General features: G+C 61.6%; 13 protein-coding genes, 1 tRNA gene and 1 other RNA gene. 12 read left to right on the forward strand and 3 right to left on the reverse strand.

Annotated elements, in window-relative coordinates; all coding sequences use genetic code 11:
- Positions 1 to 256: 256 nt before the first annotated feature.
- The 3 genes from AC05K6_RS06110 (at position 257) to AC05K6_RS06120 (ending at position 2101) form a co-directional block, all read left to right on the forward strand.
- The gene (locus AC05K6_RS06110; RefSeq protein WP_448307473.1) at positions 257 to 634 is read left to right on the forward strand and encodes a DUF3052 domain-containing protein; all 378 of its coding nucleotides are present in this window, start codon (positions 257 to 259) and stop codon (positions 632 to 634) included.
- A gap of 154 nt (positions 635 to 788) precedes the next feature.
- Positions 789 to 861, forward strand: a tRNA-Val gene (locus AC05K6_RS06115).
- Positions 862 to 979: 118 nt separating this feature from the next.
- Positions 980 to 2101: an SURF1 family cytochrome oxidase biogenesis protein gene (locus AC05K6_RS06120; protein ID WP_476728060.1), complete on the forward strand. Its 1122-nt coding sequence runs from the start codon at positions 980 to 982 to the stop codon at positions 2099 to 2101.
- A 291-nt stretch (positions 2102 to 2392) separates the two neighbouring features.
- Here AC05K6_RS06120 and AC05K6_RS06125 read toward each other — a convergent pair whose 3' ends face one another.
- Positions 2393 to 2947, reverse strand: a complete 555-nt coding sequence (locus AC05K6_RS06125) for a low molecular weight protein-tyrosine-phosphatase (protein WP_473963381.1) — start codon at positions 2945 to 2947, stop codon at positions 2393 to 2395.
- Positions 2948 to 3066: 119 nt separating this feature from the next.
- Entirely contained in the window at positions 3067 to 3783 is a 717-nt protein-coding gene (locus AC05K6_RS06130; RefSeq protein ID WP_473963382.1) for an HAD hydrolase-like protein, read from the reverse strand.
- A gap of 68 nt (positions 3784 to 3851) precedes the next feature.
- On the opposite strand from AC05K6_RS06130, the gene AC05K6_RS06135 reads away from it, so the two are divergent.
- The 8 genes from AC05K6_RS06135 (at position 3852) to AC05K6_RS06170 (ending at position 10547) form a co-directional block, all read left to right on the forward strand.
- Positions 3852 to 5033 carry a Nif3-like dinuclear metal center hexameric protein gene (locus AC05K6_RS06135; RefSeq protein WP_473963383.1) on the forward strand — a complete coding sequence of 394 codons (1182 nt, stop codon included), beginning with the start codon at positions 3852 to 3854 and terminating at the stop codon, positions 5031 to 5033.
- 108 nt (positions 5034 to 5141) lie between these two features.
- Positions 5142 to 6461: a bifunctional RNase H/acid phosphatase gene (locus tag AC05K6_RS06140; RefSeq protein WP_476728061.1), complete on the forward strand. Its 1320-nt coding sequence runs from the start codon at positions 5142 to 5144 to the stop codon at positions 6459 to 6461.
- Positions 6462 to 6489: 28 nt separating this feature from the next.
- Positions 6490 to 6957, forward strand: an RNA gene (rnpB, locus tag AC05K6_RS06145) — RNase P RNA component class A.
- 59 nt (positions 6958 to 7016) lie between these two features.
- Positions 7017 to 8561: an RNB domain-containing ribonuclease gene (locus AC05K6_RS06150; protein WP_476728062.1), complete on the forward strand. Its 1545-nt coding sequence runs from the start codon at positions 7017 to 7019 to the stop codon at positions 8559 to 8561.
- 38 nt (positions 8562 to 8599) lie between these two features.
- A complete protein-coding gene (locus AC05K6_RS06155) occupies positions 8600 to 8791 on the forward strand; it encodes an SPOR domain-containing protein (protein ID WP_473963386.1) in 192 nt (63 codons plus the stop codon).
- Positions 8781 to 9236 carry a YidH family protein gene (locus tag AC05K6_RS06160; RefSeq protein WP_476728063.1) on the forward strand — a complete coding sequence of 152 codons (456 nt, stop codon included), beginning with the start codon at positions 8781 to 8783 and terminating at the stop codon, positions 9234 to 9236. Before AC05K6_RS06155 ends, AC05K6_RS06160 begins: the two co-directional genes overlap by 11 nt.
- Before the next feature lie 60 nt (positions 9237 to 9296).
- Positions 9297 to 9626, forward strand: a complete 330-nt coding sequence (locus tag AC05K6_RS06165) for a DUF202 domain-containing protein (protein ID WP_448307215.1) — start codon at positions 9297 to 9299, stop codon at positions 9624 to 9626.
- A gap of 102 nt (positions 9627 to 9728) precedes the next feature.
- On the forward strand, positions 9729 to 10547 hold the full coding sequence (locus AC05K6_RS06170; RefSeq protein WP_476728064.1) for a hypothetical protein: 819 nt from the start codon (positions 9729 to 9731) through the stop codon (positions 10545 to 10547).
- 262 nt (positions 10548 to 10809) lie between these two features.
- On the opposite strand, the gene panB is transcribed toward AC05K6_RS06170, so the two are convergent.
- A complete protein-coding gene (panB, locus tag AC05K6_RS06175; RefSeq protein WP_476728065.1) occupies positions 10810 to 11661 on the reverse strand; it encodes a 3-methyl-2-oxobutanoate hydroxymethyltransferase in 852 nt (283 codons plus the stop codon).
- 132 nt (positions 11662 to 11793) lie between these two features.
- Here panB and AC05K6_RS06180 point away from each other — a divergent pair, with 132 nt between their 5' ends.
- Complete coding sequence (locus AC05K6_RS06180; protein WP_448307210.1) at positions 11794 to 13131, forward strand: glutamine synthetase family protein; 1338 nt, start codon at positions 11794 to 11796, stop codon at positions 13129 to 13131.
- Positions 13132 to 13180: the final 49 nt, after the last annotated feature.

Here is a 13180-nt window from a genome sequence, read left to right on the forward strand (position 1 = left end):
TTCGGAGATAACGGGATTGTGTTAGGTTCAAAAATGAAGATTTTTAACCACACCAGCTGCGATAACTTCGCTGCTCGTTAGATGGCGGAACTATACACGGCTGGCTTTCCCAGAAAGGTACGAAAAAACAGTGGCAATAGCCCCCGGTTCGGCTTCGAGCTCTGCAGGCTCCGCTGGCGGTGCACACGGCATCGACACCAAGAGCGCACAGGGCACCAAAGGCGCACAGTCGCAGGACGGACGCGATTGGGCCAAGGTGCTCAACGTGGAGTCCGACTACCTGATCCAGGAGATCGGGTGGGACGAGGACTGTGACAGCAGCATCAGCGAAGCCCTGGAAGACGCTATTGGCGACGCACTGTTGGACATCGACACCGACGAGGTCGTCGACGTTGTACTTCTCTGGTGGCGCGACGAGGACGGCGACTTGGTCGACGGTCTAGTCGACGCGACCCGCAGCCTGGGGGAGGACGGCAGCATTTGGCTGCTGACCCCCGCGAAGGCAGATGCTGGCCGAGTGGAACCGGGCGTGATCGCCGAGTCCGCGCAGCTGGCGGGCCTGGTGCAGACCAAGTCCGAGCGACTGGGTAACTGGCAGGGCGCTTGCCTGGTTTCCTCTGGCACTAAGCGCTAATTTCCCTAAGCGTTAGCGATTTAGCGCTAATCACCTTGCGTGCTTTTGGTGCTTTTGGCGCTTTTACCTGCGGTTTCGTTGTTTTGGTACTGGACGTGCTAGAGTCATTAACGCTTCAAGCGAAGCCGCGGTTTCGATGTAATCGAAGCAGTGCGCGCCTTTAGCTCAGCTGGAAGAGCAGCTGGTTTACACCCAGCAGGTCGGCGGTTCGAACCCGTCAGGGCGCACAGATTTCACCCCGCAGTCACTTTTGACTGCGGGGTGTTTTGTTTTTGATCGGAGGGTTGCTTAGCGCGCCTGGGGAAACATTTGGCCACTTCGCGCGTCGTGAGAATAATGGGGTTCATGACTTCCACGAAGCGCAGCGGTTGGCGAAACTTCCTCACACCCGGATGGGTCATCACAGCCATCCTGATCATCGCTTTCACCTACACCGCATTCAGCTTCTTGGCCCCCTGGCAACTGGGAAAGAACAAGGACAAAAACGCCTTCAACCAGCGTCTTGAACAATCCCTGCAGATTGATCCCGCCCCGATCAACGAGGTGATCCCGGGCGACGGGGGATCAGTGGGCGTCGAAAAAGAATGGACCAGAGTCACGCTACAGGGCCATTTCCTGCCGAACAAAGAGGTGCTGCTGCGCAACCGTCCGGTCGACTCGACTCATTCTTATCAATCGTTGACGCCCTTTCGTCTCGACAGCGGCCAGACTGTTCTGGTGCATCGCGGGTGGGTTGCCGTGGAGGGGAACGGGGCTGCGCCGCGGTTGAAGGATGCGCCGCGGGACGACGTGAAAGTGACCGGGTTTATCCGCATGAGCGAGGCTGTGCCGGATGCGAAGCCGACGAAGGCTCAAGGGTATACGCAGGTCACAGGTATGTCGACGAAGCAGATCTCCGAGGCGACGCAGGAGAAACTGGCTGCGGATTATGTGCAGTTGGATTCGGAGAGCGTGGACCGGCTGAACGGTATGGCTGGTGACGGTGCGGGTGCGCCGGATCTGCAGGCGCTACCACTGCCGCATTTGGATGGCAGCACGAACTTGTCCTACGGGATTCAGTGGATTGCGTTCGGCATTCTGGCGCCGGTGGGGCTGGGGTGGTTTGTGTATGCAGAGATGCGGGAGCGCCGGCGTGAGCGCGAGGAAAGCGCCGAGGTCGCCCGCCTCAATGCCCAGGTCAGCGGGGGTGCTGGCGGGGACGGTGCTGGTGCGGGCACTGCTGGTGACGGTGCTGGCACTGACGGTGTTGGCGCTTCCACAGGTGACGGTGCTGAAGCAGCTGCTGCAGCCGATGCCAAATCCCAGCGAAGCGACGCGAAATCCTCCTTGATCAGGGACGAAAGTGCTTCCGGCGAGAAGTCTCAAAAGGAGCCCAGAAAGCACACTGACCTGGCTGATCGTTACGGAGGAACCCGCTCCCGGTTTGAGGAACTCCGCGCCGAAAAGCGTGGCAAGGAGCGTTTCTAATTCCGCTGGTTAATCTCACCGGGGGGCTTGGGCGTATCGCACTGAGTCTTTCATCCTGATGTCGTTAGATCGGGAATGTGTGGGGCTTCTAGGGGTGGGAATGTCGTTGAATCGGGAATCTGTCAGCGCTCGGATCGTTTTGCAAATTTGCGCAACGTCCTGACCTGCAGGTTTTTCCGGATGAAAACGGTTTGTGGTAACACATTCCCGATCTAGCGACATTTGGCAGGGGCGGGCAGTCGGGCACCCGGGTATTGCCGCCGTCAGCCACCAAGTACCGCAGCCAACTTCCTACCGCCCCAGCTGCTCCTGCACATACGCGACAATTCCCGGCACAGCGGCCTCAATCTGTTGCCCGACCTCGGCAAAATCCGAGCGGTGGCCGTAGTACGGGTCGGCGACTTCGGCACCGGCGGGGGAGTCGGCGTCGAAGCTACGGAACAGGCGAATACGATCCGCATCCACACCCGCATTGCGCAGGCCGCGCACATGCCCGTCGTCCATGGCCAGGAAAAGGTCGGCGCCCATATGCGCAGGTCCGAGCTGTGCCGCGCGGTGGGTGGTGCCGTCGTAGCCCAATGACGCCAACTCGTCCACGGCCCGATCGTCAGCGCCGTCGCCGATGTGCCAGCCGCCGAGTCCGCAGGAGTTCAGGGTCACGGGTGCGTCAGCGGAACCGGCAGCACCCGCGGAACTGGTAGCTCCAGTGGAACCGGTAGCACCAGTGGATTCCGCGGCTGGGGAGTTGCTGGTGGCGATCCCGGCGTCCTCGAGGCCAGCACGGAGGATGACCTCGCCCATCGGAGAACGGCAGATATTGCCCGTGCAAACGACAGTAATGTGCATTGAAATCCTTTCTTGCCCTGATTCCTTTGTCCTGAATCCTTTGTCCGGATTCTTTTGCTCTGATTTTCTTGCCCTGATTCGTAGGACCGACTTCTAGAGCAGCCTCCCAGCCCGGATCTTTACCCCTCGTTGGCCCAGCGCTGCACCAGCGCGTCTAGCTCCGCGGGAGTGTCTACGGTGTAGGCGGCCTTTGCGCGCTCTTCATCCGAGCCATATCCCCAGCCCACCAGCACCGTCGGAATGCCCGACTGTGCGGCGCCCTCCACATCGTGGATGCGGTCACCGATAAGCAGCATCTTCGTCGGGTCGAGGGCCTGCAGCCCCTCTTCCGCGCTCATGTGAGCCAGCATCTCGCGCACCTCGTCAGCCTCTTTCAGCTGCTCTAGCGCATATTCGATCACGGCGGCTTTCGAGCGGCGGGTGCCGTCCTCCTGCGCAGCGCCGAGCACCGCGAAGTACTTCATCATGTCGTGCTCGCGCAGGATCCGCTCTGCGGAAACCTCGGACTTCGACGTCGCCGTGGAGAGCACAATGCCCTCGCCGGACCACTTCTCCAGCAGCTCGCGCATTCCCGGGAAAGGGGTGGCCTCGCGCCAGCGCCCATCCTGCTGGTCTGCCAGATATGTGTCGAAGACCTTCTGCAGCAGTTCGCCTTCTAGCCCAATGTCCGCCAGGGTCTCGACCATCGGCGGGCCGGGGATCTGCCGCACCCGCTCCTCGGGTGGTACCGGCACCCCGTGTGTTTCCAGCGCCTTAACGAAGCTGGCGCGGATGCCGGGGTAGCTATCCATCAAGGTTCCGTCTACATCTATAAGCAGAATTGGTAAATCGCGCACCTTTCCAGTCTGTCAGATCTAGCTAGGCTGGGTGGGACAGAAGATTTAGCCGTCCCAGGAGAACCCTCGTGTCCGCTGCCGAAACTACCGCTCAGCCCGCTCAGCCTGCCCAGCCCGCCGAAACTGCCGCAACCACCGTCGCCGACGTCGTCGCTGCCCTCGATGCTGCTTACCCGCCCCACCTCGCTGAATCCTGGGATGCGGTCGGCCTGATCTGCGGCGACCCCGCCGAGCCCGCCGACAAGGTTGCCTTCGCGCTGGACTGCACTGATGCCGTAGTGGACTCCGCCATCGAGCTGGGCGCCCAGATGCTGGTCGTCCACCATCCGCTCCTGCTCCGCGGGGTCACCGCCGTGCCCGCGAATTCTCCGAAGGGCCGCATCGTCCACAAACTCATCCGCCACGGTATCGCCCTGTTCGCCGCGCACACAAATGCCGATTCCGCCCGCCCCGGCGTCAACGATCGCCTGGCTGAACTCCTTGGGGTAACCCCGGGTGCTGCGCTGCGTCCGATTCCTTCCGGCACAGATAAGTGGGGTTTCACCGTTCCTCTTAGTGACGCCCCTGCGGTGAAGTCCGCCATCTTTTCCGCAGGCGGCGGCGCACAGGGCGACTATGAGCAGGCATGCTTTGAGTTCTCCGTCACTGGACAGTTCCTGCCTACGGAAGGGGCGAACCCGCACCTCGGGGTAGTGGGAGAAGTGGAAACGGTCGAAGAAGTCCGCATCGAGTTCGTCGCCCCCGCCGCGAAGCGGGAGGCCATCCGCGCGGCTTTGATCAAGGCCCACCCCTATGAGGAGCCGGCATATGACTGCGTGGAAACCTCCCTGCCCACGCCCGCCGACCAGCAACTCGGCATTGGGCGCGTCGGCGAGCTGGATACGCCCATGACCTTGCGGGAGTTCACCGCGCGGGTGGCCGAGCGACTGCCCAGCACTGAATGGGGTGTGCGTGCAGCCGGAGATCCGGACGCCATGATCCGCACCGTCGCCGTCGCCAGTGGCGCCGGCGACAGTTTCCTGGGCCAAGTCGCCAAGATGGACGTGGACTGCTTCGTGACCTCCGATCTGCGCCACCACCCGGTGGATGAACACTTGCGCATGGGTGGGTGCCCCGTCATCGATACTGCCCACTGGGCTAGTGAGTTTCCGTGGTGTTCGCAGGCGGAGGGCGTCGTAAAGAAGGCAACGAAGGTACAGACCACAGTGATCGACGTGCGCACTGATCCGTGGACCGTGCACGAGAAGTAGCGAGCATCCAGGCAGACGAGATTGCCGACACCCCAAAGTTCATGTCCTGCCGCTGCGCTAGAGTGGCCTGAAGATTCGTTGAACAAGGGTGATCGAGGGTGATACAGGATGCGCTTGTACGTGGAGTGCGATGGAGGTTCCCGCGGTAATCCGGGCATCGCGGGGTGCGGAAGCTCGGTGCTGGACGGCGACCAAGAGGTGGCCGCACGTTGGGAGTTTATTGCCAAAGCCACCAACAACGTGGCGGAGTACCAGGGGCTGATCAATGCCCTGGAGCTAGCCATTGACGTTGCCGAGATCCAGGGGGTAGCTCCGAGTGAGCTGGAGATCGAGGTGCGCATGGATTCCAAGCTTGTCGTTGAGCAGATGAGCGGGCGCTGGAAGATCAAGCACCCTGACATGAAGCCCCTCGCCGCGCGGGTCAAGGACATTGAGTCCACTCTCTCCGCCGTCACCTACAACTGGGTGCCGCGAGCGCAGAACAAGCGCGCCGACGAGCTGGCCAATCGTGCGATGGATGATCGGGTCGGGGGTCGCTGGTTTGATGACGCCCTTTCGTTCCAATCGGCCGCCACTCCAGAGCAGGGTGCTGCGGATGCCGATGCTGCACGTACCGCAGCAGAGGATGCTGGTGTGCAGAGTTCCGCTGGCGCTGTGACGGATGCCGCGAGCTCGCCGGAATGGCACCCCGGAGGGGAGCCGACCCGCCTCTGGGTGCTGCGCCACGGACAGACGGAAATGAGTGTGCAGGGACAGTTCTCCGGGCTGTCCGATCCGGAGTTGACCGCTCACGGGCGCGAGCAAGCCCAGCGGGCCGCTGTTTATGTGGCCGGGCAGTTGGCTAGGCGCCTGGCGGGGCGACCGGCTAGCGGGGGAACTGGCGCAGATGCCAGCTCCAGTCCTGGTCCAGTGGCTGTGTACAGCTCCCCGCTGCAACGCACCCGCCAGACAGCGGAGGCCGTGGTCGAGGCTATTGGACAGACCAGCGCAGCCACACCGGGCATTCAATTTACTGAGTCTCTCATCGAGATGGACTTTGGAGACTGGGAAGGGCGCACCTTCACCGAGGTCATGGAGCAGTTCCCCTTAGAACACGATGCCTGCCTGTGGGATAGCTCCGTCGCACCCAGCGGAGGCGAAAGCCCCGACGAGGTGTTCGACCGCGTGCGCTCCTTCCTGCGTGATGTTGCGCGCAACCACCCGAGCGAGGACGTTGTGGTGGTCAGCCACGTGACTCCCATTAAGTCCATGCTGCGCTACGCACTGTGCACAAGTGGTGCGTTGTATCGCACGCTGCACTTGGACTTGGCAGGATTGAGCGTCATTGAGCTCTTCGGCCCAGATGAGATAGCCCGCTCGGGCAAGCTGGGCGTCAATAATGACAGCGCCGTGGTGCGACGGGTCAACGACACGCACTACCTTCACTAAGAAGTGGTGCGCTAGAGTTAACCCTTGTCGAGACGGTCGGGCGATCGCGGCGCGCGGAACCACCCTGCACACAGGGCAGGCCGGGCGCGGAGGAAAGTCCGGACTCCACAGGGCAACGGTGGTTGCTAACAGCAACCCGGAGTGACTCGCGGGAACAGTGCCACAGAAAATAAACCGCCCGCCACGCGCGGGTAAGGGTGAAAAGGTGCGGTAAGAGCGCACCAGCGCCCCAGGTGACTGGGGTGGCTAGGTAAACCCCACCGGGAGCAAGGTCAAGGTGCTCGCACGCGCGCTATCCCAGATGGCGCACCAGCGTGCGGCGTAGCTCTAGGGCTGCCCGCCCAACCATGAGCAGGTAGGCCGCTTGAAACCCATCAGCAATGGTGGGTTCAGATGGATGATCGCCTCGTCTTCACGCACTCCTGGCGTGCCCTTCGAGGTGCTGCGGGGTGTGCGGGGGATAGGACAGAATCCGGCTCACAGGCTGTCTCGACTTAAAAATTTTTTGGGGCTTAGGCGTGGCCGGGGTGGCGCGGTTGTGTCACTCTTGGAGGCATGAAACTTTTCGCCGCCGAGCTGAACTTCCGCACCATTGCAGAGGAATTCGAACTGCCGGAACGATTCCCCGAGGACGTTCACGCCGAAGCGTTGCAGGCCACGGACCGTCATGCAGACCAACGTCGTGATCTGCGGGATATTCCTTTTGTGACGATCGACCCCGCAGGTTCGATGGATTTGGATCAGGCGGTGAATATTCAGGACGCGCCGGGTGTTGCAAGCGGGATCAGCGACGGCGGGGCGGGAACCGACGGAGGAGCAAGCGCCGACGGCGGAGGTAATGCGGCGCGGTGGCGCGTGCTCTATGCAATCGCGGACGTTGCCGCGTTTGTTGATCCAGCCGGGGCGCTGATGGCGGAATCCCTCCAGCGTGGCCAAACCATGTACCTGCCGGACGAGCCCACCCGGCTGCACCCTGCGGAGCTCTCGGAGGGGAGCGCCTCGCTATTGCCGGATCAGACTCGCCCGGCCGTGGTATGGGATATTTTGCTGCGCGCCGACGGTGAGGTCGCGGACTGCACCGTGTACCGCGCGCTGATTCGTTCCGTGAAGCGCTTTGATTACACAGAGGTGGAGGCGGACATGAAGGGTGGTACTTTGCACCCCGCCATCGCGCAGCTGCCCGAAGTTGGTCGCGCGCGCCAGGGATCTGATCTGCGGCGTCAGGCAATAAACCTGCGGTTGCCCTCCATTTCGGTGGAGCGAGTAGAGGCCGAGGACGGTTCCGAGCGGTACGAATTGGAGATCGACGAGCGGTTGGAGATGAACGACTTCAACGCTGAACTGTCGCTGCTTGCCGGTATGTGCGCGGGCGAGATGATGGTGCGTGCGGGCGTGGGTATCCTGCGCACACTACCGCCCGCCGGGGCAAAGGACATTGCCGCCTTCGACCACGGCGCGCGGGCGTTAGGGTTCAATCGGTCCGGCCGCCCGATCGGGGAGTTGCTCGCTGATATTGACGCCTCTACGCCGCGCGGCATGGCACTTATGCGCGACGCGCAGAGTCTTCTGCGTGGGGCGGGGTATCAGCACTTCGGGCTGGTCGGCGGGGATACCGACGGTGCGGACGCTGGCGCGACTGATGACGGCGCGGCCAAAGCCAGCGAGGAGCAGCCCAGCATCCATGCGGGGATCGGCGGCCACTACGCGCACGTCACCGCACCCCTGCGCCGACTGGTGGACCGCTTCGCCACAGAAATCTGCCTGGCGATCGCCAGTGAACAGCCCATCCCGGAGTGGGTCACCGCCAACGTCGACCAGGTCCTCGGCACGATGAAATCCAGCGGTCAGACGGCCAGTGCCGTCGATCGCGCCTGCCTGGGGCTCACCGAAGCGGTCGTTTTGCAACCGTGGGTGGGCCAGAACTTCAACGCGACGGTGCTCAATAGCGACGGCGGAGACAAGGCGAAAATCTTGGTCGAGGAGCCGCCCATCTTGACGACTTGTGTGGGCGGCCCAGACGAGGCGTCAACAATTAAAGTAACCCTGATTAAGGCCGATCCGGCAGAGCGAAATGTGCGTTTCGCCTGGCCAGCCGATTAGAACGGGGGTTGTCCGGCGCGTGTGGTACACATGAGTTTATGAGCGAAAACGATGCGCAGAAGTGGTACTACGACACGAAAACCGGCCAGGTAAGCCAGGACAAGGACGGCGCCTGGGAGAACCGCATGGGGCCATACGACTCTCGTGAGGAGGCCCAGGCGGCCATTGAGACTGCGCAGCAGCGCACCAAGGAGGCCGAGGAATACGACGCGGAAGAGAATGACGACTAAGGATCCTAGCGCGGGCGCCGGGTGCGATGGCGCGGACGCTGGGTGCGATAGCGCGAGTACGGACGAGCGTTCGTGGCTGGCGCGGACCTTGCTGCCTGAAGGGGAGGAACCGGACCCGCGCTTCACCCTGGCTAATGAACGCACGTTCCTGGCATGGATTCGCACAAGCCTAGCTTTTCTGGCGGGGGGCGTGGCGCTGGAGGCGTTCCGCTCGCCGAACGTGCCCGAGCATTTGTGGAGTACCGCAGCCGTGCTGGTGCTGATCGTCGGCATGCTGATCGGCCTGGGGGCGGCGGTGCGGTGGCTTCGCGTGGAGCGTGCCATGCGGACTGGTCGCGCTTTGCCGGTGCCAGCGATTGTGCCTTTCCTGGCAGGCGTGGCCGTGGTGGCATGCGCGGTTGTGCTGGGGTTTGTGATCTTCGGCGACTTTGGGATGGAGCTGTAGGTGAGGCGCCGGGCGGTGCCTGGGGCTGCGCGGGAGGTGTCACGCCAGGGTGCGCGGGAGGTGCCCGAGCGCCCGCACTCTGACCTGGGGCTTCAGCCGGAGCGCACCAGCCTGTCGTGGCAGCGCACCGTGCTGGCGCTGCTGGTCGTTAGCGCGATGTTGTTCCGGTGGATCGGCCGCTACGGCGTGATCGTTCTGCCCGCCGCGGGAGTGTTGGTGCTGCTTGCGGCGCTGATTCTGCTGACCCAACGGCGCCGCTACCTGCGCTTCAGCGCCGGCCTGCGCGCCGAACGCCTCACCGCAAACGTCGGCTCGGTCGTTGCGGTGACTGCGGCTGTCCTGATCTGCGGCGTGGTCGCCGCCACCTTCGTTATTCTGGACGCCATCTAACCCCAACCGCTCCACCAAGTTAGGCGCCTGACCAAGTTGCCTTGCTTCATGCGTTCGGAGGCGGGTGAGCGGATTGCAGGGAATAGCTAGAAAGGCGAGTTTGTGGACTTTGACGTTTTCTACAGGACTTTCGACGTCTCTGACGTGGCACCAGGGGTTCATGTTATTGACTTGGTGTTTTATGCCTTCGTTCTTTTCTGTGCGTGTACAAGCCTTTTGATTTGGGTTTTGCTGATCGTCTACGCATCGCGGATTGGGTGGAAAGCACGGAATGCGCGGAATAGCAGAAACCCTGGTGGGCAGCCTGGTTCCCTGGCGATTCCTTTGACAGTGATTTTTTCGACATATGCCGTTGTTGTTGCGGTATCCACCGTGCTGGTCGTTTTCCCTGGTCCGGTATCTGCGAAAATTTTCTCTATGGATAGGCATGGTGAAGGGGGAGGGGTCCCTTTGTTGGGAGGGGGCACCCCCATAGTCGCTGACGGTTTATCTGCTGACTGGGTAAAGATGGACCGGCGCAAGCCAACATTCATAGAAAAATATCACCAGGATATTCTTGTCGCTCTGTCACAAAACAGTGAGCTGCAGCAATACAATTTGCTCGGCTGCGAAGGTAAGTCAGCTGATAGAACTACTGCCAAAGGTACAGGTCAAGAAGCTGACCGTAGTGAAGCTGACCATAGTGCACCACAACAAATGGACAGAAACGGGATGTCCATACTGTGTGGTGGATATAAAGTCTCACCAGTTGCTGCGGAAAAGGACGGAACGACGTATCAGCTAACTCCGGTTTTCAAGTTCGGTGAGGATCCAGGCTTTGTCCAAAGAGCCGAGGGGGTGAGTCTGGAGAACTCCGCGGACGAAGGTTTGGCGGTCCGGTTCCACGTCTACGTCATGGATAGAGCCGCCACCAAGAGCTAGTTTCAATAAAGTTTGGTTTCGCCAAAATGGGATTTTGGTATTGATTTTGGCGGACGCTGGGTGCCACGAAGTGCGGAATGTCGCTAGATCGGGAATGTGTTATTGGTTATGGTTTGCAAGTGTGAGAAACTGCAGGTCAGAGAGTTGGGGCTCGGGGGTGTGACCTGCCGGGGTGCAGCAGAATCCCGATTCAGCGACATTTAGTCTTTGATGGGGTGTGGGAAAGGGGCAGTGAGGGCGAGGGCTGCCGGCAAAATACCAGCTAGAAGCAGTGCTCCTCCGCCGGGAACGTCCCCTCAGCGACCTCGCGCTTGTAGGCCGCCGCAGCGGCGGTCATATCCGCACCCACCGAACCCCACTGCTTAGCGAAGCGCGGACGGTGACCTCCAGCCGGGAATGCAGCCATGTCGTGCCACACCAGAACCTGCCCATCGCAGTCCGGACCTGCGCCAATACCGATGGTCGGGATGGCTAGTTCTTGAGTTACCGAAGCTGCCACATCAGCCGGCACCATCTCCAGAACAACCATGTCGGCACCGGCCTCCTGCACGGCACGCGCATCAGCCAGCAACTGCTCGGCGCCAGCCCCGCGACCCTGCACCTTGAAGCCGCCCAGCTGGTTCACCGACTGCGGAGTAAATCCGATGTGTGCACACACGGAGATACCGGCGTCGGTAATGGCGCGAATACGATCCGCCATCCGCACCCCACCCTCGATCTTCACCGCGTGCGCGCCCGTGCGGTGCAGCATCTCGGACGCAGCCTTCACAGCCTGCTCATCCGAAGCCTCATAGGTGCCGAAGGGCAGGTCAGCGACCACAGCCGCATTACCAGCGCCGCGCACAACGGCAGCGACCAAGTACACCATCTCATCCATACTGATCCGCTGGGTGGCGTCGTAGCCAAAGACGACATTCGCGGCAGAATCGCCGACCAGCATGATCTCCACGCCTGCCTCCGCAAAGGCCACGGCGGTGGAATAGTCGTAGGCCGTCAGCATCGCGAACGGCTCGCCGGAGCCCTTGCGCGCCTTCAGATCCGCGATGCGCACCTTCTTGGTGGGCACCAGGTAGCCGTTGGGGGTCGAGCCCGATGTTCCAGATGTTGCAGTCATGCTGTTCACTATAGTGACGCCACCTCGGCCTCCCCAACGAAGCGGCCTCAGCGTGGGGTTTGCCAATGTGCCTGGGTGAAGCGATTGCCAGAGTGGCACAGCAGGCAGGGCGAAACTTCTACAATGGAGGCTATGAATCGCCAACAGGAATATGTTCTGCGCACGCTGGAAGAACGCGACATCCGCTTTGTTCGCCTTTGGTTTACAGATATCCAGGGGTATCTGAAATCCGTGGCAGTGGTGCCAGCAGAGCTAGAGGGAGCTTTTGAGGAGGGCATTGGCTTCGACGGTTCGGCGATCGAGGGCTTTTCCCGTATTGCGGAGTCTGACACTATTGCGCAGCCGGACCCGTCGACGTTCCAGATTCTGCCGTTTAAATCCGACACCGGGGAGCTATCGGCGCGCATGTTCTGCGATATTGCGATGCCGGATGGCACGCCGTCGTGGGCAGACCCGCGCCAGGTGCTGCGCCGACAAATCAAGGCTGCCGCGGACCAGGGATTCAGCTGCTATGTCCACCCGGAGATTGAGTTCTTCCTGGTCAAGGAGCTGGAGACGAAGGGCTACCCGCCAGTGCCGACGGATAGTGGTGGTTACTTCGACCAGGCCGTCACCGACGATGCTCCGGCTTTCCGCGCCCATGCGATCAGCGCATTGGAGCACATGGGAATCTCCGTGGAGTTTTCCCATCACGAGAACGCACCGGGGCAACAGGAGATCGACCTGCGCTACGCCGATGCGCTGACAATGGCCGATAACGTAATGACGTTCCGCTACCTGATCAAGCAGGTCGCCCGCCGCAATGGAGTGGCCGCGACGTTCATGCCGAAGCCGTTCCAGGAGCACGCCGGTTCGGCCATGCACACTCACATGTCCTTGTTCGAGGGCGATAACAATGCGTTCCACGACCCGGATGACGAGTTGCGCCTTTCCAGAACTGCGAAGTCCTTCATCGCGGGCATCTTGGAGCACGCCCCGGAGATTTCTGCGGTCACCAACCAATGGGTGAACTCGTACAAGCGCATTACGTCTGGCGATGAGGCTCCGCGCGCGGCGGCATGGGGAGCGTCGAACCGTTCAGCGATGGTTCGCCTGCCGATGTACACGCAGCACAAGGCGGCATCCCGTCGCGTGGAGGTGCGCTCGCCGGATAGTGCCTGCAACCCGTACTTGGCTTATTCAGTGTTGCTGGCAGCCGGACTGAAGGGCATTAAGGATGACTACGAGTTGCCTGCCCCGGCGGAGGAGGACGTTTCCCTCATGACCCGCCGCGAGCGCATTGCCGCCGGTTACAAGGATCTGCCCTCCGACCTCAACAGCGCATTGCGAGAGATGGAGCGCTCCGAGCTGGTCGCCGATGCCCTCGGCGAGCACGTCTTTGAGTTCTTCCTGCGCAACAAGTGGCGCGAGTGGTACGAGTACCAAGCACAGATCACGCCGTGGGAGCTGCGAAATAATCTGCCGTTCTAGGTCTTTTTTCGTGACGCCCTCACGCCCCACCTTCACTTAGATCCCAGGA

The organism is Corynebacterium sp. TUM25020 (genome assembly GCF_056388495.1).